The organism is Pseudobutyrivibrio ruminis HUN009, assembly GCF_000703005.1.
Lineage (GTDB): Bacteria > Bacillota > Clostridia > Lachnospirales > Lachnospiraceae > Pseudobutyrivibrio > Pseudobutyrivibrio ruminis_A.
Genome location: NZ_JNLH01000001.1, coordinates 1054264 through 1078508 on the forward strand (window position 1 = coordinate 1054264; position 24245 = coordinate 1078508).

At 41.0% G+C, this 24245-nt stretch carries 18 protein-coding genes and 1 other annotated feature; of the genes, 16 read left to right on the forward strand and 2 right to left on the reverse strand.

Going from position 1 to position 24245, the window contains the following annotated elements:
- The first annotated feature begins 6 nt into the window (after positions 1 to 6).
- From ftsH to BO15_RS0104730, 3 genes are all read left to right on the forward strand, one after another.
- On the forward strand, positions 7 to 1842 hold the full coding sequence (ftsH, locus tag BO15_RS0104720; protein WP_052169935.1) for an ATP-dependent zinc metalloprotease FtsH: 1836 nt from the start codon (positions 7 to 9) through the stop codon (positions 1840 to 1842).
- Positions 1843 to 2044: 202 nt separating this feature from the next.
- Positions 2045 to 4069 (forward strand): glycoside hydrolase family 13 protein, encoded by a 2025-nt coding sequence (locus BO15_RS0104725; protein WP_033152850.1) that lies wholly within the window; start codon positions 2045 to 2047, stop codon positions 4067 to 4069.
- 106 nt (positions 4070 to 4175) lie between these two features.
- Complete coding sequence (locus tag BO15_RS0104730; RefSeq protein ID WP_044936401.1) at positions 4176 to 4625, forward strand: hypothetical protein; 450 nt, start codon at positions 4176 to 4178, stop codon at positions 4623 to 4625.
- On the opposite strand, the gene BO15_RS0104735 is transcribed toward BO15_RS0104730, so the two are convergent.
- Together BO15_RS0104735 and BO15_RS0104740 are read right to left on the reverse strand one after the other, a co-directional pair.
- Positions 4609 to 5502 carry an RluA family pseudouridine synthase gene (locus tag BO15_RS0104735; protein ID WP_033152852.1) on the reverse strand — a complete coding sequence of 298 codons (894 nt, stop codon included), beginning with the start codon at positions 5500 to 5502 and terminating at the stop codon, positions 4609 to 4611. The genes BO15_RS0104730 and BO15_RS0104735 overlap by 17 nt on opposite strands.
- 119 nt (positions 5503 to 5621) lie before the next feature.
- Positions 5622 to 8057, reverse strand: a complete 2436-nt coding sequence (locus BO15_RS0104740) for a GH36-type glycosyl hydrolase domain-containing protein (RefSeq protein ID WP_033152854.1) — start codon at positions 8055 to 8057, stop codon at positions 5622 to 5624.
- Positions 8058 to 8377: 320 nt separating this feature from the next.
- Here BO15_RS0104740 and BO15_RS0104745 point away from each other — a divergent pair, with 320 nt between their 5' ends.
- The 13 genes from BO15_RS0104745 to rpoC all read left to right on the forward strand — a co-directional run bounded on the left by BO15_RS0104745 (position 8378) and on the right by rpoC (position 24096).
- Complete coding sequence (locus BO15_RS0104745) at positions 8378 to 9391, forward strand: LacI family DNA-binding transcriptional regulator (protein ID WP_033152856.1); 1014 nt, start codon at positions 8378 to 8380, stop codon at positions 9389 to 9391.
- A gap of 119 nt (positions 9392 to 9510) precedes the next feature.
- Positions 9511 to 10908, forward strand: coding sequence for an ABC transporter substrate-binding protein (locus BO15_RS0104750; RefSeq protein ID WP_033152858.1), 1398 nt, complete (start codon positions 9511 to 9513; stop codon positions 10906 to 10908).
- A gap of 89 nt (positions 10909 to 10997) precedes the next feature.
- Positions 10998 to 11906: a carbohydrate ABC transporter permease gene (locus BO15_RS0104755; protein ID WP_033152859.1), complete on the forward strand. Its 909-nt coding sequence runs from the start codon at positions 10998 to 11000 to the stop codon at positions 11904 to 11906.
- 39 nt (positions 11907 to 11945) lie between these two features.
- A complete protein-coding gene (locus BO15_RS0104760) occupies positions 11946 to 12806 on the forward strand; it encodes a carbohydrate ABC transporter permease (RefSeq protein ID WP_033152860.1) in 861 nt (286 codons plus the stop codon).
- A 168-nt stretch (positions 12807 to 12974) separates the two neighbouring features.
- Complete coding sequence (gene rpmG, locus BO15_RS0104765) at positions 12975 to 13124, forward strand: 50S ribosomal protein L33 (RefSeq protein WP_028234592.1); 150 nt, start codon at positions 12975 to 12977, stop codon at positions 13122 to 13124.
- Between the two features lie 18 nt (positions 13125 to 13142).
- Positions 13143 to 13340, forward strand: coding sequence for a preprotein translocase subunit SecE (gene secE / locus BO15_RS0104770; RefSeq protein WP_033152863.1), 198 nt, complete (start codon positions 13143 to 13145; stop codon positions 13338 to 13340).
- 14 nt (positions 13341 to 13354) lie between these two features.
- Positions 13355 to 13885, forward strand: a complete 531-nt coding sequence (gene nusG, locus BO15_RS0104775) for a transcription termination/antitermination protein NusG (protein ID WP_033152865.1) — start codon at positions 13355 to 13357, stop codon at positions 13883 to 13885.
- A gap of 10 nt (positions 13886 to 13895) precedes the next feature.
- Positions 13896 to 14321 (forward strand): 50S ribosomal protein L11, encoded by a 426-nt coding sequence (gene rplK / locus BO15_RS0104780; RefSeq protein ID WP_028234589.1) that lies wholly within the window; start codon positions 13896 to 13898, stop codon positions 14319 to 14321.
- Between the two features lie 83 nt (positions 14322 to 14404).
- Complete coding sequence (gene rplA, locus BO15_RS0104785) at positions 14405 to 15100, forward strand: 50S ribosomal protein L1 (RefSeq protein ID WP_033152868.1); 696 nt, start codon at positions 14405 to 14407, stop codon at positions 15098 to 15100.
- A 29-nt stretch (positions 15101 to 15129) separates the two neighbouring features.
- Positions 15130 to 15264 (forward strand) — a sequence feature (ribosomal protein L10 leader region).
- A gap of 39 nt (positions 15265 to 15303) precedes the next feature.
- The gene (rplJ, locus tag BO15_RS0104790; RefSeq protein WP_033152870.1) at positions 15304 to 15858 is read left to right on the forward strand and encodes a 50S ribosomal protein L10; all 555 of its coding nucleotides are present in this window, start codon (positions 15304 to 15306) and stop codon (positions 15856 to 15858) included.
- A gap of 41 nt (positions 15859 to 15899) precedes the next feature.
- Positions 15900 to 16274 (forward strand): 50S ribosomal protein L7/L12, encoded by a 375-nt coding sequence (gene rplL / locus BO15_RS0104795; protein ID WP_028234586.1) that lies wholly within the window; start codon positions 15900 to 15902, stop codon positions 16272 to 16274.
- Between the two features lie 225 nt (positions 16275 to 16499).
- A complete protein-coding gene (locus BO15_RS0104800; RefSeq protein WP_033152872.1) occupies positions 16500 to 20405 on the forward strand; it encodes a DNA-directed RNA polymerase subunit beta in 3906 nt (1301 codons plus the stop codon).
- A 19-nt stretch (positions 20406 to 20424) separates the two neighbouring features.
- Entirely contained in the window at positions 20425 to 24096 is a 3672-nt protein-coding gene (rpoC, locus tag BO15_RS0104805; RefSeq protein ID WP_033152873.1) for a DNA-directed RNA polymerase subunit beta', read from the forward strand.
- Positions 24097 to 24245: the final 149 nt, after the last annotated feature.

The following is a 24245-nucleotide window of genomic DNA, read 5'->3' on the forward strand; positions in this document are numbered from 1 at the left end:
TCAGGAATGATTATCTATGCTTTGTTTGTTTTTGTTGTGTTAGCTATTCTTTACACAAGCATGGGTAAATCAACTACCACATACACCCGAAGAGAATTTGACAAGGCCTTGGCAAGAGATGAGGTAAAATCAGTCAATATTACTCAGAATGAAGAGGTGCCAACTGGCGCAGCAGAAATTACTCTTACTGATGGCACAGAGGCTACTCTTTATGTTTCGGATGTTAACGAAATTCAGGATGAATTAAAAGAAGCAAAGGTTGCTTATACTGTTTCAGATATTCCACATGACAGTTGGATTTCTGAATTGTTACCAATGCTTATTGTCTTAGGCGCAGTATTTATTCTCTTTATGATTATGATGAATGCGCAGGGCGCTGGTGGTGGCGGTGCCAATGCCAGAATGATGAACTTCGGGAAAAGCAGAGCTAAGCTTACCAACAAAGAAGACATTCACACTACTTTTGATAATGTAGCCGGATTAAAGGAAGAAAAAGAAGAAGTTGAAGAACTTGTCGATTTCTTGAAGGATCCTGCTAAGTACACAAAAATCGGTGCTAGAATCCCTAAGGGAGTTATCTTAGTAGGCCCTCCAGGAACAGGTAAGACACTTCTTGCAAAGGCTATAGCTGGAGAAGCAGGAGTTCCATTCTTCTCAATCTCTGGTTCAGATTTTGTTGAGATGTTTGTTGGTGTTGGTGCTTCCCGTGTCCGTGATTTGTTCCAGGAAGCAAAGCAGAATGCACCATGTATCGTGTTTATCGATGAGATTGATGCGGTAGCAAGACGCCGTGGTACAGGTATGGGTGGCGGCCATGATGAACGAGAGCAGACACTTAACCAGCTTCTTGTAGAGATGGATGGTTTCGGTGTTAACGAAGGCATCATTGTTATGGCAGCTACAAACCGTGTAGATATTTTAGACCAGGCTATCATGCGTCCAGGACGTTTCGATAGAAAGGTTTATGTTGGCAGCCCTGATGTAAAGGGCCGCGAGGAAATCCTCAAGGTACACGCTAGCAACAAGGCTCTAGCGGAGGATGTTGATTTGAAACAGGTTGCTCAGGCAACAGTTGGTTTTACTGGCGCAGATTTAGAGAACCTTCTTAATGAAGCAGCTATTCTAGCAGCTGGTGAAAAAAGACAATATATCCTTCAGGAAGATATCAAGAGATCTTTCGTAAAGGTTGGAATTGGTAAAGAAAAGAAGAGTAAGGTTGTTTCAGAGAAAGAAAAGAAGATTACAGCATACCACGAAGCTGGACATGCAATTCTTTTCCATGTGCTTCCAGATGTAGGACCGGTATATTCAGTATCTATCATTCCTACAGGTGCAAGTGCAGCAGGCTACACAATGCCTATCAATGAAAATGACGAGATCTTTAATACAAAAGGCAAGATGACTCAGGATATTATCGTTTCTTTGGGTGGACGTGTTGCCGAAGAACTTATATTTGACGATGTTACCACTGGTGCCTCTAATGACATCAAGCAGGCTACAAAGATGGCTAGAAACATGGTAACAAAGTATGGATTCTCAAAAAATATAGGTATGATTCACTACGGTGATGACGATGAAGAAGTATTCATCGGCCGTGATTTGGCTCATACAAAAGGCTTTTCAGAGGCTACAGCTAAAGCCATCGATGATGAAGTTAAACGAATCATTGATGAATGTTATGAAAAAGCTGTGAAAATTTTGCGAGAAAACGAACAGATACTACACAAATGTGCTAATCTATTATTAGAAAAAGAAAAGATAGGACGAAGCGAGTTTGAGGCCCTATTTGAATCTTCAGGTACGAATGAGACCGCTGTAGAGGGTATAAACTGGGGAGAATAGTGCAATATGCACAAAAGTCATAGTTGGTATTTGTTATATTTGTGCACACTTAAGTATTGTGAGGTCATATAATAATCATCGTAAAAACCCCCCAATACATTATATAATTTTTACTAACCCCATAGTAAAAATACCTTCTCCTAAAAAGACAGCGATCGTTGCTGTCTTTTTTACTATCTAAAAATATCTAAGGGGAGTTGGAATGAACATCCAAGCTATTTACTCGGACGGTACAGCTGAATATAGAACTCCTATGGAACCGGAGCCTTTTGACTTAGTAACTATCAGATTGCGTGTATACCATCAGGAAGACCTGGAGGCTTTTTTAGTATCTGGTGATAAGAACATTAGAATGCATCTAGAGAGAACTCGTGGAGAGTTTGATTACTATACATGCGATGTTAAGCTTGAAGATAAAGAGTTTAGATATCACTTTGAAATAGTGGGAGACTATGGCCTATATTATTACGATAGAGTAGGTCTTTGGCGTGATCATAGAGAACATTACGAGTTTTCTATTATGCCAGGTTTTTCCACACCTTCCTGGTCGAAAGGTGCGGTTATGTACCAAATCCTTGTGGATAGATTCTATAAGGGCGACCCAAGCACAGATGTAGAAACAAATGAATATCATTATGTAGGAGCACCAGTTGAGCGTGTTGAGAACTGGGATTCTATACCTGCAAATCTTGATATAGGAAGATTCTATGGCGGAGACCTAGAGGGAGTCAGACAGAAACTCCATTATCTCAAAAGCTTGGGGGTTGAAGTAATATATTTCAATCCGCTGTTTGTTTCCCCTTCTAACCATAAATACGATACCTCAGATTATGACTACATAGATCCTCACCTCACTGTAATTAAAAAAGATGGAGGAGAGTGTCTAAAGGATGGGGATTATGACAATTCTCATGCCACTAAATACAAGCTTAGAGTGACCAATAAGGAAAATCTTGAAGCAAGTAATCAATTCTTTGCAGACTTTGTTAGAGAAGCTCATGAGAAGGGAATACGCGTAATTATTGATGGTGTATTTAATCACTGTGGTTCCTTCAACAAATGGCTCAACAGAGAAAAGATTTATTCAAAGGAAGAGGGGTACGCTCCAGGAGCTTATGAAAGCAAGGACAGCCCATATCACAATTTCTTCTACTTTTATGAGGATACATGGCCAGACAACAAATCATATGACGGCTGGTGGAGTCATGATACGTTGCCAAAGCTAAATTATGAGGAATCGCCTGAATTGTGCCAGTATATCCTCAATATAGGTAAAAAATGGGTTAGTGAGCCATATAATTGCGATGGATGGAGACTTGATGTAGCTGCCGACTTAGGTCACTCAGAAGAGTTTAATCATAAGTTTTGGCATGATTTTAGAGATGCAGTAAAATCAGCAAATCCAAATGCAATCATCCTTGCAGAGCATTATGGTAATCCGACTGCCTGGCTGGCTGGTGACCAGTGGGATACAGTAATGAACTATGATGCCTTTATGGAGCCGCTTACATTCTTTTTAACGGGAATGGAGAAGCATTCTGATGAATTCCAACCTAGCGCTATTGGTGACGGTGAAAGATTCAAAAATACAATGCTCCATTTTATGGCAAGGCTGAAGACTCCATCATTGTATTGCGCAATGAATCAGCTTTCTAACCATGACCATTCAAGATTTTTGACAAGAACAAATCACACTGTAGGAAGACTTGCCACCAAAGGGGCTAAGGCTGCTGAGGATGGTGTAAGTATTCCTGTTATGAAGCTGGCTGAAATGATACAAATGACATGGCCTGGTGCTCCGACATTGTATTATGGTGATGAAGCTGGCGTATGTGGCTTCACAGATCCAGATAGCCGCAGAACATATCCATGGGGCCATTGTAACTATGATCTTATCGATTTCACTAGAGATATGATTATGGTTCATAAACTAAGTCCAGCCATTAAGCAGGGATCGTTTAGATTTTTAAATTGTGGTCAGGGATTTATTAGCTATGCCAGATTCACAGCCAATGAGCAAGTTATCGTAGTTATCAACAGCAATGGCAATGGCATAGAAGTGGATATTCCAGTTTGGATAGCTGGCGTTCCATTAAATTGCAACTTGGAAAGAGTAATTATGACCAATGAGGTTGGCTATTCAATAATGCCTACCGATATAATTGTTGAAGGAGGAAACCTTCACGTCAGCCTTCAACCATATACCGGCATAGTGTACAAAAGATAGAATGGATATTTTATTTTACAAGCATGTACAACATATAGTATAATCATTACAAGTTTGGGGAATGTTCCACAATACTTAGGATGTAATACTATACGGGAGAGTTATTATGGCAAAGGATCTCACATGTCAAGGCAAGATCGACATGCAAGCACTTGAGGACCGACATAAAGAGTTAGAAAAAGCATGGAATGATTTGCTAAAAGAAAGAAGAGAGTTTGAAGCAAGGATTCATACTCTCGAACAGCAGGAAAAACAGTTTGAGTTGAAATGGGAATTACTAATCCAGGAAACTCAAAAGCTTGCTGATGATAAATTACAATTTGAGAGAAAGAAGAAATTCTTTGATCAAGTACAGGCTCACTCTGTGGAGCCTTATGTAGCTGAGGATAACATCGTCCATGGGGAGATGTTCTTTTCTGGTGTCACCACACCAAAGGCCCTTAAAAAGCGTTATAAGGACCTTATTAAGATTTACCATCCTGATGGAGAATCTGGCGACACAGCTACTGTGGCAGAGATTAATCGTGAATACGAGGATCTCAAAAATCAGATGTAATGAAATTCATATCATCAGGCAATGGAGCGACAAACTCCATTGCCTTTTTTGTTATAGGGTGAATAAAACTGATTTTGTGTGAATGTAAAGCCTGCCTTGTCATATATTCAAAATCAGGATTGTATAAATGGTCTCCGATTAATGGATGGCCAATATATTGAAAATGAACACGAATCTGATGGGTACGGCCTGTCTCAAGATGAATTGAGATTAGGCTGTGCCCTTTTTTCTCATCAATCACTTTATAGTGGGTGATGGCGCGCTCGCCATTTTCAAAATCTACCTGTCTTGTGATAATAGAATCGTCTACACGTCCTATAGGAGCATCTATTGTGCCTTCAGGCTCATCAAGATGACCACGGACGATGGCATAGTATTCTCTATGAAACTCACGGTTTTTTACCATCGTAGATAAAATATTTCCGGAAACTAAGTGCTTAGCAATGACAGTAAGCCCAGAAGTATTCTTATCTAGTCGATTAGCACATCTAAATATAAAAGGCTTATTCTGAGCCTCATAATAATATGCTAGACCGTTTGCTAAGGAATCTTCGTAGTGATTTAAGCTAGGGTGTATAGGGAGTCCAGCAGGCTTATTAATGACGATTATATCCTCATCCTCATAAACGATATCCAAATCCATTTTTACTGGTGGAATCTTTTCGGATGAATCATCTTCGGAGATATTTACAGTTAAAATCTCGCCGGCCTGGAGTTTGCGATTCATATGTACCCACTCACCATCGATAACCACATTGTTTGGCATTTTTTTAATTGCGGTGATGTTAGCGCTGGAGTAACCATGAGCTTTTAGATATTTATCTATAGAATATCCTGCATATTCAGAATTGATTTCATAAGTTAATGTTCTATTCATAGCTATAATTTATCTGTATATAAAGAAAAAGTCAAAAATAAAGAGCTCATACTGGGGCGTATGAGCTCTTATTGAAGAAGGAGAATTGGTTAAATGAAGAAAGTAAAGCTATTACTCTTTTACTTCATTGTAGCAACCACGCTAACTGTTTTTTTAGAAGAATCGAATGGGATAACGTTTCCTTCGATCTCCTTGCCATCAACAGTAAGGCTAGCAACACCCTTTTGAACCTTGTTAGGATTCTTAATTTCGATGTTGTATATTACACCTCTGTATTCACGTGTGATATTGAAATCACCAAATGCAGCAGGTGTACATGGATTTACAGATAATCCCTCTAAGGTTGGGTAGATTCCTAAGATATACTGGGAAATATTTGTAAATGTCCAAGCAGCAGTACCTGTAAGCCAGCTGTTCTTAGCCTCACCATGGAATCTGGCATCTGCGCCAGCAACCATCTGTGAGTAAACGTATGGCTCAGTTCTATGAATTTCTGAAATGTCCTCGATGTATGAAGGACAGGTTTTTTGGTAAACTTCAAATGCTCTGTCACCACGGCCGATGCATGTCTCAGCAATTGAAATCCATGGATTGTTGTGACAGAAGATACCAGCATTCTCTTTGTATCCTGGTGGATATGATGTAATCTCACCAAGTTCAAGATGATATCTCGTATAAGCAGGCTGTAAAATCATTACGCCGTACTTTGTATCAAGCTTTTCTTTTACAGAATCAAGGGCTTTCTTTGCCTTACCATCATCAACGCCTACACCGGCCATTACACACATACCTTGTGGCTCGATGTAGATCTGTCCCTCATCACATTCCTTTGAACCAACTTTGTGGCTGTAAGCGTCATAAGCTCTTACGAACCAATCACCATCCCAGCCATCTTTTTCAATAGCAGCAGTCATCTTATCAACTTCTGTAAGAACACGAGCTTCTTCAGCAGTGTCTCCCATAAGCTTTGCAAGAGCTGCATATTCACGACCATATTTTACAAACATACCAGCAATAAATACTGATTCTGCAACAGGTCCTTCACTAGGTCCGAAGCACTGGAAGCTTTCGCCTGGATGCTCTGAGAAACAGTTAAGGTTGAGGCAGTCGTTCCAGTCAGCACGACCAATAAGTGGAAGGTCATGTGGACCCTTGTGATTTACAATATAATCAAATGAGCGCTTTAAGTGCTCCATAAGTGTTGTAGCGACTGACATATCATTATCGTAAGGAACCATTTCCTTAAGAATTGATGTGTCTCCGGTTTCGCGGATGTAAGCAGATGTACCAGCGATTAACCAAAGTGGATCATCGTTAAATCCTGAACCGATATCAGAATTACCCTTCTTTGTAAGAGGCTGATACTGGTGATATGCTGAACCATCCTGGAACTGAGTTGAAGCAATATCAATGATTCTCTCACGAGCTCTGTCTGGAATAAGATGAACAAATCCAAGTAAATCCTGGCAAGAATCTCTGAATCCCATTCCTCGCCCAATACCGGTCTCATAGTAAGAAGCTGAACGAGACATGTTGAATGTAACCATACACTGATATTGATTCCAAATATTAACCATACGGTTTACATGCTCATCATTTGATTCAACATGGAACTTGCTGAGAAGTCCATCCCAGTATGTATTAAGCTTTGCAAGTGCGTTGTCAAAATCTTCTGTAGTTTGATATTTAGCAAGAAGAGCATTAGCTCTCTTTTTATTAATGATTCCTGGTTTTTCCCACTTTTCATCTTCAGGGTTTTCCACATAGCCTAAAGCAAATACAAAAGTTTTGCACTCTCCAGCGTCAAGTGAAAGATTAATCTGATGTGAAGCAATTGGATACCATCCTGAAGCGATAGTATTGTGAAGCTTTCCTTCAATTACAGCTGCAGGTTTATCTGGACCATTATAGGCACCTCTGAATTCATCTCGGCTTGTTTCGAAACCATCAATCTTAGTATTAACTGAATATACAGCGTAGTGATTACGACGCTCGCGATATTCTGTTTTATGATAGATAGTTGAATCAATAACTTCAACTTCGCCGATTGAAAGGTTACGCTGATAATTCTTCATATCATCATCGGCATTCCATAGACACCATTCTACATACGAGAAAAGCTGTATATCTTTGTGAGCTGAGCTGTTGTTTGTGATTGTTACTTTTGTAAGTTCAACAGGATCACCAATTGGAACAAAAGTAATAAGCTCAGCCTTCACATCATTTTTAGCACCAGTAAACTTACTGTAACCAATACCATGACGACATTCATAGGAATCTAATTCAGTCTTGGTTGGCTGCCAGCCAGGATTCCAAATTGTATCTCCATCCTTAATATAGAAATACTTACCATTTGTATCTGGTGTTGTGTCGTTATAGCGATAACGAGTCATACGTAAAAGCTTTGCATCTTTATAGAAAGTATAGCCACCGCATGTGTTTGATATTAAAGAAAAGAAATCGGTACAACCCAAGTAGTTAATCCATGGTAATGGGGTTTTTGGAGTTGTGATTACATATTCTTTGTTTTGATCGTCGAAATGTCCGAACTTCATATATTCCTCCCTAAAACTAAGAACCAATTATTCATACAGAAAACGATTAAGTGAATAATTTGAGAGAAAAGCGGTTCATTTAAAGAAAACGAAGCGTAAACGTTTAAGTTAAAAGATATAATTTCTCGGCATTAGAATACCATAATTATCCTAAAAAGCAATTAGGTTGTTAAATGTTTGGCGATATTTCACTAAAACGGGTTACGAAACTGTAACGAAAAGACAAATTTTCGAAAAACTATTGTACATTTCGTAAAAAGGGGCTATATTGAAATTACGAAAACGATTAAGCGAATGTTTAACACACTAGGGAGAGAGTGATGGTTTCATTAAAAGATATTGCCGGTCGATGCGGTGTATCAGTTGCTACAGTTAGTAAAGCACTGAATGATCACAGTGACATCGGCGCAAAAACAAAGGAAAGAATCAGAAAAGTTGCTAATGAATTAGGATATGTTCCTAATGCAGCAGCAAAATCCATGAAAACAAATCGTACACATAATATAGGAGTTCTTTTCATGGACGATGCCAACAGCGGTTTACAGCATGACTTTTTCGCAAGTGTTCTTGAAGGTTTTAAAAGAGAAGTTGAAAAAGAAGGATATGATATAACCTTCATTTCAAATGACAGATCAAGACCTGGAAGAGATTCTTATCTCACACATGCAAGATACAGAAGATTCGATGGGGTCATAATTGCAAATGTTCACTTCGGAGATCCCGAGGTGGTTGAGCTGGTAAAGAGCGACATACCTGTTGTGACAATTGATCATGTCTATAATGATACGACAACAATCCTTTCGGATAATGTTGGAGGCATGACAGAGCTTGTAGATTTTGCAGTAGCTTCTGGCCATAGAAAAATCGCTTACATACACGGTGCTGATTCTTCGGTAACACGCACAAGATTAGTTACCTTCCATAAAAAGATGGAAGAATATGGAATAGAAACTCCGGATGAGTACTTAATGGAATCTCCATATAGAGATACACATGGTGCTTATGAATGCACATTAAAGCTGTTGGAATTAGAAAACAGACCAACCTGCATTTTCTATCCTGATGATTACGCGTCTTATGGCGGTATGAGGGCAATATCAGAAAAAGGGTTAAAGGTTCCTGATGATGTATCAGTAGTTGGATTCGATGGAATCAAAGTAGCGAGACATATTAGACCAAGACTTACTACTTACAGACAGGATACAGAAGAGTTAGGAAGACAAGCAGGAAAGAATCTTATCGATTTAATTGAAAGACCAAAAACTACATTAGTACAAAGGGTTGTAGTTAAAGGGAGACTGCTTGAAGGTGATACCCTCAAGAAGCTGAATTAGGCATTTAGTTGAGAAATCAACTTATATAAATGCAAACAAATTAATGTAGATATGATGTTGATGTGTTATCAGCATCAAAGGACGAAAGTCCAGGAAAAATATTTTGGGAGGAACACACAATGAAAAAAAGATTAGTTAGTTTGCTCGCAATGGCAACAATGACAGCAACAATGTTTGCTGGCTGTGGAAGCTCAGAAACAGCTTCTACAGAAGAAGCAGCAGCTCCAGCATCAACAGAGGAGATTGATGCTGAGGCAGAAGCAGTAGAACTTCCTGAGGATACAGGTAAAGTTCTTAACATCTATTGTTGGAACGATGAGTGGCAGACACGTGTAAAGGATTTCTATCCTGGATACGAAGAAGTAGATGCTACTCACGGAAAGATTGGTGATGTTGAAGTAGTTTGGAACATTACACCATCTACAGACAATGCATATCAGAACAACCTTGATGAGGCTCTTCTCGCTCAGCCAGACGCAGCTGCAGATGATAAGGTAGATTTATTCTTAGTTGAAGCTGACTACGCTCTTAAGTATGTTGACGAAGATGTAACAATGCCATTATCTGACCTCGGCATTACTTCTGATATGGTTGCAGATCAGTATTCATACACACAGAGCATCGTAACAGATAGCAATGGTAGACTTAAAGGCTCTTCATGGCAGGCATGCTCAGCAGGTCTTATCTACAACAGAGAGGCAGCAAAGGAAGTTCTTGGAACAGATGATCCAGCAGAGGTTCAGGCAGCAGTAGCTGATTGGGATAAGTACAATGAGACAGCTCAGAAGGTAGCTGATGCAGGTTACACAATGTGTTCTGTAAACGATACATATCGTACATATGCTAACAACGTATCTGGACAGTGGGTACAGGATGGCAAGCTTGTTATCGATCCTAACGTTGATAAGTGGGTAGATGATTCTATGGCACTTATTGAAGCAGGCGCTGAAGATACAGATGATCTTTGGAGTGATGACTGGGCAAAGGGTAAGAGACCAGAAGGAAAGGTATTCTGCTACTTTGGACCAGCTTGGTTCTTCAACTTCTGCCTTGATGCAGATCAGGATGGCACAATCGCTAACCAGGGCGGTTGGGGATACTGCGAAGGTCCTCAGTCTTACTACTGGGGTGGTACATGGGTATGCGCTGCAACAGGTACAGACAACGCTAACCTTGTAAAAGATATCATTGTAACAATGACAACAGATAAGGGAGTTCTTAAGGATATTGCTACAACATACGCTGACTGCGTAAATAGCAAGGAAGTTCTTGCAGAACTTGCATCATCAGACGAAGGTAACCTTGACCTTCTCGGCGGACAGAATCCATACGAGCAGCTTGCAGCAGGCGCTGAGACAGTAGATCTTTCAAACCTTTCTAAGTACGATCAGGGATGTACAGAAGAGTTCCAGAAGGCAATGAAGAACTACTTCACAGGAAATGCAACAAAAGACGAAGCTATTGATATGTTCAAGACAGCTGTTCATGAGAAGTATCCAGATGTTTCAGTAGACTAATTCTAGCTGCAACTAATCTGTGAAATGATTTGGGGCGCATGGGGATTGGCCCTGTGCGCCCTATTTAAAAGAACTAAAAGGGAGCATTTATGAACAAGAAGAGCAAAGTTGTTAGATATAATAAGTGGGGTTATATCTTTCTGATACCTTTTACAGTAATATTTTTAATATTCCAGTTGATCCCACTAGTTTCAACTATTTACAATTCATTCTTTGAAAATTACCGTTCAGGACTTACACAAATTGGACCTAATTTTGTAGGTCTTGCAAACTATGCAACAATCATAACTAACGGTGATTTGCCATTGTATTTCAAGAATACAATGATTATGTGGGTTTTAGGCTTTGTGCCACAGATTATTCTTTCATTATTATTAGGAGCATGGTTTACAGATCCATCTCTTAGATTAAAAGGTCAGACATTCTTTAAAACGGTAATTTATTTACCAAACTTAATTATGGCATCAGCTTTTGCTATGCTGTTCTTTACATTGTTTGCAGATAGCGGACCAATAAACTCATTGCTTATCCAGTTGGGTGTATTCAAGGAAGCATTCTCATTTATGGATCATGCAGCAAGTGTTCGTGGATTGGTAGCTACAATGAACTGCCTTATGTGGTTTGGAAATACGACAATTCTTCTGATGGCAGGTATGCTTGGAATTGATCCATCTCTTTTTGAGGCTGCTCAGGTTGATGGTGCAACTGCTAATCAGATTTTCTATAAAATAACATTACCTTTGCTTCGACCAATTCTTGTATATGTTATGATTACATCTCTTATTGGTGGTTTGCAGATGTTTGATGTACCTCAGATTTTGACAAATGGTACAGGTAATCCAATGCGTTCATCTATGACATTGATTATGTACTTGAACAAGCATTTATATAGTAAGAACTTTGGACTTGCAGGTGCACTTTCAGTATTTATGTTTATAATTACAGCCATTTTAAGCTTGATAGTTTATAAGTTTACTAATGTTCAGGAACAGAAATAAAATCGTTGAGATTAAGTAAAATAGATGAGGAGAATAAAAATGGCAAATAACACAAGTAATAGCCAAGGCGGCGGAGTCCATGCAAGAAGACTAGTTTCTTATATAGTATTAATATTGATATCATTCTTGTGCTTATTCTGGTTCTATGTACTATTTATCAATTCTACTAGAAGTAATTCAGAATTGAGCGCAGGCTTTACACCATTTCCAAGTGTCCATCTTATAGAGAACTGGACAAATTTGAAAAATGGAACATTACCTATTGTAAGTGGTATGATTAACTCACTTGTAATCGCAGTGCTTACAGCAACACTTGCAACATACTTTTCAACAATGACAGCTTATGCTATCCATGCATATAACTTTAAATTGAAGAAATTCATGTTTACTTTCATATTAATGATTATGATGATTCCAACACAGGTAACTGTACTTGGTTTCTTACAGCTCATTGATAAGATGCATTTAGATAATAGTGCTATTCCACTTATCATCCCTGCAATTGCATCTCCAGCTGTATTCTTCTATATGAAGCAATACATGGATTCGACATTGCCTCTTTCATTAATCGAGGCTGCCAGAATTGATGGTTCAGGCGAATTTAGAACATTTAACCAGATTGTAGTACCCCTTATGAAGCCAGCGATAGCTGTACAGGCAATCTTCAGCTTTGTAGGTAGCTGGAACAATTACTTCACTCCAGCACTTGTTCTTCATGATGATACAAAGAAGACACTTCCTATATTAATTGCTCAGCTTCGTAATGCAGACTGGTTAAAGTTTGATATGGGACAGGTTTATATTATGATTGCATTCTCAATCTTCCCTGTTATAATTGTATATCTAATACTTTCTAGATATATTGTAGGTGGCGTAACACTTGGCGGTGTAAAGGGCTAAACATAATAATGAAAAAGACTTGACAGTTCTTGCGTCGTATGCTAAATTTAGCTAGCGACTAAGAAAAGCAGGTCTTTTTTTTATGCTCTTTTTTCGCCTTGTCAAATTGTTCGCTATGACAAGTGAGCGTAAGTAGACCAAAGTAGAAATTTAACGGAGGTGGAAGTTGTGCGCACAAAGATAACATTAGCTTGCACAGAGTGCCAGCAGCGTAATTACAACATGACAAAAGACAAGAAGACACACCCTGACAGAATGGAAACAAAGAAGTATTGCAGATTCTGCAAGAAGCACACAATGCACAAAGAGACTAAATAGTCATCCGGGAGGTGCGAAATGGCAGAGGAAAAGAAAACCAAGTCAGGACGTTTTGCGGGTCTTAAGACAGAGTTCGGAAAGATCGTCTGGGCAGATCCAAAAGACGTGTCAAAACAGACAACAGCAGTTGTTGCTGTGTCAGTAGTTGTAGCAGTGATCATCATCGTTTTAGATGCAGTGATCAACAAGGGTGTAAATATCCTAGTTAATTTATAATGGAGGCATCGCATATGGCAGAGGCAAAGTGGTATGTAGTTCATACTTACTCAGGCTATGAGAACAAAGTCAAGACAAACATTGAAAAGGCTATCGAGACACAACATCTCGAGGAGCAGATTCTTGATGTAAGAGTACCTATGGTTGAGGTTACCGAAACTAGGGATGGCGTCAAGAAGCAAGTTTCAAAGAAGATGTACCCTGGTTACGTTCTTATTGAGATGATTATGAATGATGAGACCTGGTACGTTGTCAGAAATACTAGAGGTGTTACAGGCTTCGTTGGACCAGGAAGTAAACCAGTGCCATTGTCAGAGGCTGAAGTTAAAGCATACTTACTAGGCGAAAGCACTGAAAGAGTCAACGTTGAGGTTGACTTCGAAGTCGGAGATACTCTTAGTGTCGTAGACGGTACCTGGAAAGATACTGTGGGCGTTGTTAAGTCTATCAATGCTAAGAAGCAGACAGTAACCATCAGCGTTGAAATGTTCGGACGTGAAACACCAGTAGAAATTGATTTCACAGACGTACGCAAGATGGATTAGGAGGAATATCATGGCAAAGAAAATTGAAGGCTATATCAAGTTGCAGATTCCAGCAGGCAAGGCTACACCAGCCCCACCAGTTGGTCCAGCACTTGGTCAGCATGGTGTAAACATCGTGGAGTTTACAAAGCAGTTTAACGCAAAGACAGCAGATATGGGAGATACAATTGTTCCTACAATTATCACTGTTTATGCAGATAGAAGCTTCAGCTTCATCACAAAGACTCCACCAGCAGCAGTTCTTATTAAGAAGGCTTGCAAGCTTCAGAAGGCTTCAGGCACACCTAACAAGACAAAGGTTGCAAAGATTACAAAGGCTCAGGTTCAGGAAATCGCAGAGACAAAGATGCCTGACCTTAACGCAGCATCACTTGAGGCTGCTATGAGCATGATCGAAGGAACATGTAGATCAATGGGCGTTGAGGTTGTTGAATAATTCACAGCTTAGCGAAAACAACGTTCTTACTATTAAAGATTTGAGTGGGAGAGCATTAGCTCGATAAACCACAGGAGGTAAACATGAAAAGAGGAAAGAAATACGTTGCAGCTGTTAGCTCATACGATAAGTCAGCTGCATACGATCCAGCAGAAGCAATCGCACAGGTAAAGAAGAATGCTACTGCAAAATTTGATGAGACAATTGAAGCTCATATCAGAACTGGTTGTGACGGACGTCACGCTGAGCAGCAGATTCGTGGTGCTGTAGTACTTCCACACGGTACTGGTAAGACTGTTCGAGTTTTAGTATTCGCTAAGGGTGCTAAGCTTGATGAGGCACAGGCTGCAGGCGCTGATTTCGTAGGCGGCGAGGAACTCATCCCTAAGATCCAGAACGAAGGTTGGGCAGAGTTCGATTCAGTAGTTGCTACTCCAGACATGATGGGTGTTGTTGGTCGTCTTGGTCGTGTACTTGGACCTAGAGGACTTATGCCAAACCCTAAGGCTGGTACAGTAACAATGGATGTTGCTAAGGCTGTTGAAGAAATCAAAGCTGGTAAGATTGAGTATAGACTTGATAAGACAAACATTATCCATGTACCTATCGGAAAGGCTTCTTTCACAGAGGAGCAGTTAGCGGACAACTTCCAGACTCTTATGGACGCTATCAACAAGGCTAAGCCAGCAAGCTTAAAGGGTCAGTACATTAAGAGCATTTCACTTGCTCCTACAATGGGTCCTGGCGTTAAGCTTAACGTAGCAAAGGTTTCAAACTAATTGTTGACAGCCCAATATACATGATGATATAATGCATAAAGTTGTTGCCGAAGACAGCAGGTGGCGTTAGCCGTAAAGATTTTATCTACCAGCCGAGGACGATTAAGTATTTATCGATTAATCACCCTCTATGTCTTTGACATAGAGGGTTTTACTTTATCCTCATATAAGCAACAAACAAATATTATAAGGAGGAAAAATTCGTGGCAAAAGTTGAATTAAAGCAGCCAATAGTTGACGAGATCTCAGAGCAGATTAAGGATGCAGCTTCAGTAGTAGTTGTAGACGCTCGTGGACTTACAGTTGCAGAAGACACACAGTTACGTAAGCAGCTTCGCGAGGCTGGTGTTACTTACAAGGTATACAAGAACACACTTATGAAGCGTGCTTTCGAGGGAACAGATTTTGCATCACTTGATGATGTTCTTGAAGGACCAAGTGCAATCGCTGTTTCAAAGAATGATGCTACAGCTCCAGCAAGAATTCTTGCTAAATTTGCTAAGACAGCTACAAACCTTGAGATCAAGGCTGGTGTCGTAGAAGGTACATTCTATGATGCTAATGGTATGTCAGCAGTTGCAGCTGTACCAAGCAGAGAGGAACTTCTTTCAAAGTTACTTGGAAGCTTACAGTCACCAATCACAAACTTCGCTCGCGTTCTCAACCAGATCGCAGAGCAGGGTGGTGCATCTACAGAGGCACCAGCTGCAGAGGCAGAGGCTCCAGCAGAGGAAGCACCTGCAACAGAAGCAGAGTAATTTAATTGATTTTAATTATTATTTAATGGAGGAAAATAATCATGGCAAAGATGACAACAGAAGAGTTTATCGCAGCTATCAAAGAGCTTAGCGTATTAGAGTTAAATGACCTTGTAAAGGCATGTGAGGAAGAGTTCGGCGTTTCTGCAGCAGCAGGCGTTGTAGTTGCAGCAGCAGCTGGCGATGCAGCAGCAGCTGAGGAGAAGGACGAGTTCGACGTAGAGCTTACAGAAGTAGGTTCTGAGAAGGTTAAGGTTATCAAGGTTGTTCGTGAGGCTACTGGTCTTGGACTTAAGGAAGCTAAGGAACTCGTTGATGGCGCACCAAAGGTTATCAAGGAAGCAGCTGACAAGGCTACAGCAGAGTCAATCAAGGCTCAGCTTGAGGAGATCGGTGCAAAGGTTACTCTTAAGTAATTCAAACTCGATTGTTTTATATTTAGCAGGTTCATTTGAACCTGCTAAATTTTTTTGAAAATATATAATTTAATACTTGACTTTGTTATTGACTTTGGCATAGAATGTAGTTTGCACTATTGTGGTGCAGTGTGTATTTCTATGCTTATTTTTATGCACGGATTTTCACACATTTTATTTGATAAGATTTATCCAAATTTAAATATTATGAGAGGTGGAACGTCAATGGAGAAAAACAGAATACGTCCAGTGAAAGCTGGAAAGAACTTGCGTATGAGTTACTCGAGACAAAAAGAGGTACTTGAAATGCCTAATTTAATCGAGGTCCAGAAGAACAGTTATGACTGGTTCGTTAAGGACGGATTAAAAGAAGCATTTGCTGATATCTCTCCTATTCAGGATAGGGGTAATCAGCTTGAGTTGCACTTTGTTGACTTTACATTGTGCAAGGATGAAGTTAAGTACACCATCCCACAGTGCAAGGAAAGAGATGCAACATACGCAGCACCTTTGAAAGTAAAGGTACGCCTTGTAAACAAGGAGTCCGGAGACATGCAGGAGCATGAAATTTTCATGGGTGATTTACCACTTATGACAGAGACTGGCACATTCGTTATTAATGGAGCAGAGCGTGTTATCGTCAGTCAGCTTGTTCGTTCACCAGGTATCTATTATGCTATCGGTCACGACAAGATTGGTAAGGAGCTCTATTCATGTACAGTAATACCTAACCGAGGTGCATGGTTAGAGTATGAGACAGATTCCAATGACGTTTTCTATGTTCGTGTAGACCGTAACAGAAAAGTACCTGTTACAGTACTTATTCGTGCTCTTGGTTTAGGTACAAACCAGGAAATTATTGATGTATTTGGCGAAGAGCCAAAGATTCTTGCTACATTTGCTAAGGATCCTTCTATCACTGAGAAGAATCCTCAGGGTAGCTACGAAGGAGGCTTACTTGAGTTATATCGTAAGCTTCGTCCAGGCGAGCCACTTGCAAAGGACAGCGCTGAGTCATTAATTCACGGTATGTTCTTTGATCCAAGACGTTACGATCTTGCAAAGGTAGGACGTTATAAATTCAATAAGAAGCTTATGCTTCGCAACCGTATTGCAGGTCAGATTCTTGCAGAGGATGTAGTTGACACTACAACTGGCGAGATTATCGCAAAGGCTGGAGATAAGATTACACTTGAGAAGGCTGATGAAATCCAGAATGCAGCTGTTACTCATGTATTCATCCAGACTGAGACACGCAATGTAAAGGTTCTTTCAAACATGATGGTTGATATCACAAAGTTTGTTGATGTCGATGCAGAGGCTCTTGGTATTACAGAGCTCGTATACTATCCAGTATTAGAGAGAATTCTTTCAGAAAACACAACAAAAGAAGATATTGAGGATGCTATTGAGCGTTCAGTAGCTGATTTGATTCCAAAGCACATTACAGTTGAGGATGTATTTGCATCAATCAACTACAATATGCATCTTGAGTACGGCATTGGTAAGGATGACGATATCGATCACCTTGGTAACCGTCGTATTCGTGCTGTTGGTGAGCTTTTACAGAACCAGTACAGAATCGGTTTATCACGTCTCGAGAAGGTTGTACGTGAGCGTATGACAACTCGTGACCTTGAGGATATTTCTCCACAGAACCTCATCAACATCAAGCCTGTTACAGCTGCAATCAAAGAGTTCTTTGGTTCATCACAGTTGTCACAGTTCATGGATCAGAACAACCCACTTGGTGAGTTGACACATAAGAGACGTCTTTCTGCCCTTGGTCCTGGTGGTCTTTCAAGAGATCGTGCCGGATTCGAGGTTCGAGACGTACACTATTCTCACTATGGACGTATGTGCCCTATCGAGACACCTGAAGGACCAAACATCGGTCTTATCAACTCTCTCGCAAGCTATGCTCGTATCAATGAGTATGGTTTTATTGAGGCGCCATACAGACGTATTGATAAATCAGACCCAGAGAATCCTCGCGTAACAGACGAGGTTGTCTATATGACAGCAGACGAAGAGGATAACTATCATGTAGCACAGGCTAACGTCAAGCTTGACGCAGAAGGCCACTTCATGAGAAAGAACGTATCTGGTCGTTTCCGTGAGGAGACACAGGAGTACGATAAGACTATGTTTGATTACATGGACGTATCTCCAAAGATGGTATTCTCAGTTGCTACAGCCCTTATTCCATTCCTTCAGAACGATGACCCTACACGTGCCCTCATGGGATCAAACATGCAGCGTCAGGCAGTACCTCTTCTTACTACAGAGGCTCCAGTTGTTGGTACAGGTATGGAACCAAAGACAGCTGTCGATTCAGGTGTCTGCGTAGTTGCTAAGCGCGCTGGTATCGTAGAGATGTCAGAGACAAAGCGTATTATCATCAAGGCTGACGAAGACGGAACAAGAGATGAATATGATCTTCTCAAGTTCACACGTTCAAACCAGTCTAACTGCTACAATCAGCGTCCAATCGTATTCAAGGGTGACCATGTAGAAGCAGGCGAGGTTATCGCTGATGGTCCTTCTACAAAGAATGGTGAGCTTGCCCTTGGTAAGAACCCTCTTATCGGTTTCATGACATGGGAAGGTTACAACTACGAGGATGCGGTTCTCCTTTCAGAGAGACTTGTACAGGATGATGTTTATACATCTATTCATATTGAAGAGTACGAAATCGATGCTCGTGATACAAAGCTTGGACCAGAGGAAATCACACGTGATGTTGCTGGTGTAGGTGATGATGCACTTAAGGATCTTGACGAGAGCGGTATTATCCGTATCGGTGCTGAGGTTCGTGCAGGTGATATCCTTGTTGGTAAGGTTACACCTAAGGGAGAGACAGAGCGTACTCCAGAAGAAAGACTTCTTCTTGCAATCTTCGGTGAGAAGGCAAGAGAGGTTCGTGATACTTCACTCCGTGTTCCACACGGTGCTTACGGTATCGTTGTTGATGCAAAGGTATTTACTCGTGAGAACGGCGATGAGCTTTCTCCAGGTGTTAATAAATCAGTACGTATCTACATTGCTCAGAAGAGAAAAATCGGTGTAGGTGATAAGATGGCTGGTCGTCATGGTAACAAGGGTGTAGTTTCCCGCGTACTTCCAGTAGAAGATATGCCATATCTTCCAAACGGTCGTCCACTTGATATCGTACTTAACCCATTGGGTGTACCTTCACGTATGAATATCGGTCAGGTCCTTGAGATTCACCTTTCACTTGCTGCAAAGGCACTTGGATTTGACATTGAAACACCAGTATTTGATGGTGCAAATGAAATTGATATCCAGGATACACTTGAGCTTGCAAATGACTATGTAAATATGCCATTTGACAAGGAAGAAGCTACAAACGGCGAGGAGACATTCTACGACAAGTACGTTGATATTCTTCGTGACGATGTTATGGAGTATCTTTCTACAAACCGTGCACACCGTGCACTTTGGAAGGGTGTTCCAATCTCTCGTGATGGTAAGGTACAGCTTCGCGATGGTCGTACAGGTGAGCCATTTGATGGTCCTGTAACAATCGGACACATGCATTACCTTAAGCTTCACCACCTTGTTGATGATAAGATTCATGCTCGTTCAACTGGTCCTTACTCACTTGTTACACAGCAGCCACTCGGTGGTAAAGCACAGTTCGGTGGACAGCGTTTCGGTGAGATGGAAGTTTGGGCTCTTGAGGCTTATGGTGCATCATACACACTTCAGGAAATCCTTACAATGAAGTCTGATGATGTTATCGGTCGTGTTAAGACATACGAAGCTATCATCAAGGGTGAAAACATCCCTGAGCCAGGTATCCCTGAGTCATTCAAGGTATTACTTAAGGAATTACAGTCACTTGGTCTTGATGTTCGTGTTCTCGATGAAAATCGTGAAGAAGTTGAACTTATGGAAACAAGTGAATATGGAAATACAGACCTCAATGCAATCATCGCTGGAAGCGATAGAAACTTTGCCTTCGAGGATGACAATTCATTCGCACAGGCAGGATTCTCTACAAAGAAGTTTGATTCTGATGGAGATCTTGTTGATGATGAAGATGATGCAGCATTTGAAGAAGATGATGATTTTACAGATGTAGCAGATGATTTTGATGAGGAATAAATAGGAAGGGAGCTAGAAAATGCCAGAGAATAAAGAAGCGACATATCAACCAATAGCATTTGACGCAATACAGATTGGATTGGCTTCACCTGAAAAGATCAGACAGTGGTCTCGTGGCGAAGTTAAAAAGCCAGAGACAATCAACTATCGTACACTGAAGCCTGAGAAGGATGGTCTTTTCTGCGAAAAGATTTTTGGACCTAGCAAGGACTGGGAATGTCACTGCGGAAAGTACAAGAAGATTCGTTATAAGGGTGTAGTTTGTGATCGTTGTGGTGTTGAAATCACAAAGGCAAGCGTTCGTCGTGAGCGTATGGGTCACATTGAACTTGCTGCACCAGTTTCACATATTTGGTATTTCAAGGGTATTCCTTCACGTATGGGACTTATTCTTGATCTTTCACCAAAAACACTTGAGAAGGTTCTCTACTTTGCATCATACATCGTTCTTGATGCAGGAGAGACAGCTCTCATGTATAAGCAGGTCCTCACAGAAGCTGAGTACCAGGAAGCTAGAGAGCAGTATGGTAACGGCTTCAGAGTAGGAATGGGTGCTGAAGCTATCCAGGAGCTTCTCAAGGATATTGACCTTGATGAAGAGGCTACAAAGCTTCAGATCGAATTAGATAACGCTACAGGCCAGAAGCGTTCACGTATCATCAAGAGACTCGAGGTTGTTGAGGCATTCCGCGAGTCAGGAAACAGACCTGAATGGATGATTATGACAGTTATCCCTGTTATTCCACCAGATCTTCGTCCTATGGTACAGCTTGATGGTGGCCGTTTTGCTACATCTGATCTTAACGACTTATACCGTCGTATTATCAATAGAAATAACCGACTTCGTCGACTCTTAGAGCTTGGTGCTCCTGATATCATCGTACGTAACGAAAAGCGTATGCTTCAGGAAGCTGTTGATGCTCTTATCGATAACGGTCGTCGTGGCCGTCCTGTTACAGGTCCTGGTAACAGACCTCTTAAGTCACTTTCAGACATGCTTAAGGGTAAGTCTGGTCGATTCAGACAGAACCTTCTTGGTAAGCGTGTTGACTACTCAGGTCGTTCAGTTATCGTCGTAGGACCAGAGCTTAAGATTTACCAGTGTGGTCTTCCAAAGGAGATGGCACTCGAGCTCTTCAAGCCTTTCGTTATGAAGGAGCTCGTTGGTAATGGTATGGCTCACAACATTAAATATGCTAAGAAGATGGTAGAGAAGTTTGAGCCAGAGGTTTGGGACATCCTTGAAGATGTCATTAAAGAGCATCCAGTTATGCTTAACCGTGCTCCTACACTTCATAGACTTGGTATTCAGGCTTTCGAGCCAATCCTTGTAGAAGGTAGAGCTATCAAGCTTCATCCACTTGTATGTACAGCTTTCAACGCCGATTTCGATGGTGATCAGATGGCTGTTCACCTTCCACTTACTCAGGAGGCACAGGCTGAATGTAGATTCATGCTTCTTTCACCTAACAACCTCTTGAAGCCTTCAGATGGTGGTCCTGTTGCCGTTCCTTCACAGGATATGGTACTTGGTATTTACTACCTCACACAGGAGCGTGGTAAGTCTGTAGGTGATACTAGAGAAGAGCTTGGCGAAGGCAAAATCTTCAAGAACCTTAACGAGGCAATTCTTGCATACGAGAACGATGCATTAACAATGCATGCACGTATCACAGTTCGTGTTTCAAAGCAGCATGCTGACGGAACTGTTGTTACAGGTAATGTTTCATCAACACTTGGTAGACTTCTCTTCAACGAGATCATTCCACAGGATCTTGGCTATGTAGATAGAACTAATCCTGAGAACGAGCTTTTGCCAGAGGTAGACTTCCATGTTGGTAAGAAGCAGTTAAAGCAGATTCTTGAAAAAGTTATTAATACACACGGAGCTACAAAGACAGCAGAAGTTCTTGATGATATCAAGGCAATGGGTTACCACTACTCAACAATTGCTGCCATGACAGTTTCAATTTCAGATATGACAGTACCTCCTCAGAAGCCAGAGCTTATCGCAAAGGCTGAGGAGACAGTTGATAAGATTACACGTCAGTATAAGCGTGGTCTTATTACAGAAGAAGAGCGTTATCGTGAAGTAGTTGATACTTGGAAAGAGACTGATGATGAGCTTACTAAGGACCTTCTTGATGGTCTTGATAAGTACAACAACATCTTCATGATGGCTGATTCAGGTGCCCGTGGTTCTGAAAAGCAGATTAAGCAGCTTGCTGGTATGCGTGGTTTGATGGCTGATACAACAGGTAAGACTATCGAGCTTCCTATTAAGTCAAACTTCCGTGAGGGTCTTGATGTACTTGAGTACTTCATGTCAGCTCATGGTGCTCGTAAGGGTCTTTCTGATACAGCTCTTCGTACAGCCGATTCAGGATACTTGACCCGTCGAATGGTTGACGTTGCTCAGGAACTTATCGTTCGTGAATCTGACTGTGTTGCTGGTACAAATCGCGAGATTCCAGGTATGTGGGTATACGCATTCATGGATGGTCGTGAAGAAATCGAATCACTTAAGGATCGTATTACTGGTAGATTCTCATGCTACACAATCTGCGATGCTAAGGGTGAGGTTATCGTTAAGGCTAACCACATGATCACACCTAAGCGTGCAGCTGCAATCATCGAAAAGGGTGTTGATGATAAGGGCAACCCAATCAAGAGAGTTAAGATCAGAAACGTACTTAACTGTCGTTCACACGTTGGTGTTTGTGCTAAGTGTTACGGCGCTAACATGGCATCTGGTCGTGCTGTACAGGTTGGTGAAGCAATCGGTATCATCGCCGCTCAGTCAATCGGTGAGCCAGGTACACAGCTTACTATGAGAACATTCCATACTGGTGGTGTTGCTGGTAACGATATTACTCAGGGTCTTCCTCGTGTCGAGGAGCTTTTCGAGGCTAGAAAGCCTAAGGGACTTGCAATCATTACAGAGATTGCTGGTACAGTTTCAATCGAAGAAGATTCAAAGACAAAGAAGAGAGAAGTTGTTGTTACAAACTCTGAAACAGGTGATGTAGAGAAGTACTTAATTCCTTACGGATCACGTATCAAGGTAATTTCAGGTCAGGAACTTGAAGCTGGTGATGAGCTTACAGAAGGTTCTGTAAACCCACATGATATCCTTGCAATCAAGGGTAAGTCAGCTGTTCAGGATTATCTCATCCGTGAAGTACAGCGTGTTTACCGTTTACAGGGTGTTGATATCAACGATAAGCATATCGAAGTTCTTTGCCGTCAGATGTTAAAGCGTATCAGAGTTGACGAGGCTGGTGATACAGGATTTATGCCTGGTTCACTTGTAGACTGGCTTGACTTTGAAGAAGCTAACGAGAAGATGGAGGCAGAGGGTAAGGAAGTTGCAACTGGTACACAGGAACTCCTTGGTATCACAAAGGCAGCCCTTGCTACTAACTCATTCCTTTCAGCAGCTTCATTCCAGGAGACAACAAAGGTTCTTACTGATGCAGCTATCAAGGGTAAGATTGATCCACTTAACGGACTTAAAGAGAACGTTATCATTGGTCGCTTAATCCCTGCTGGTACAGGTATGAAGAGATATTCAAACATTCCTCTTTCAACAGACAATCAGCTTGCAGATGCAGCAATGCCTGTAGAAGAGTTCGAAGGCGAGGCTAATGGTGCAGAAGCACTTTCAGATGAGCTTGTAGATGTAGAATAATCAAAATATATAAAAGACCTTGGCATTGCCAGGGTCTTTTTTTCACATTTTTAACCTTGACATTATGAAATTAAGGAAATATAATGTTCTAGCATGCGCTAATAGGATATTTATGCCTATTTTTGCGTAAAGAAATAAATTAGGAGGTA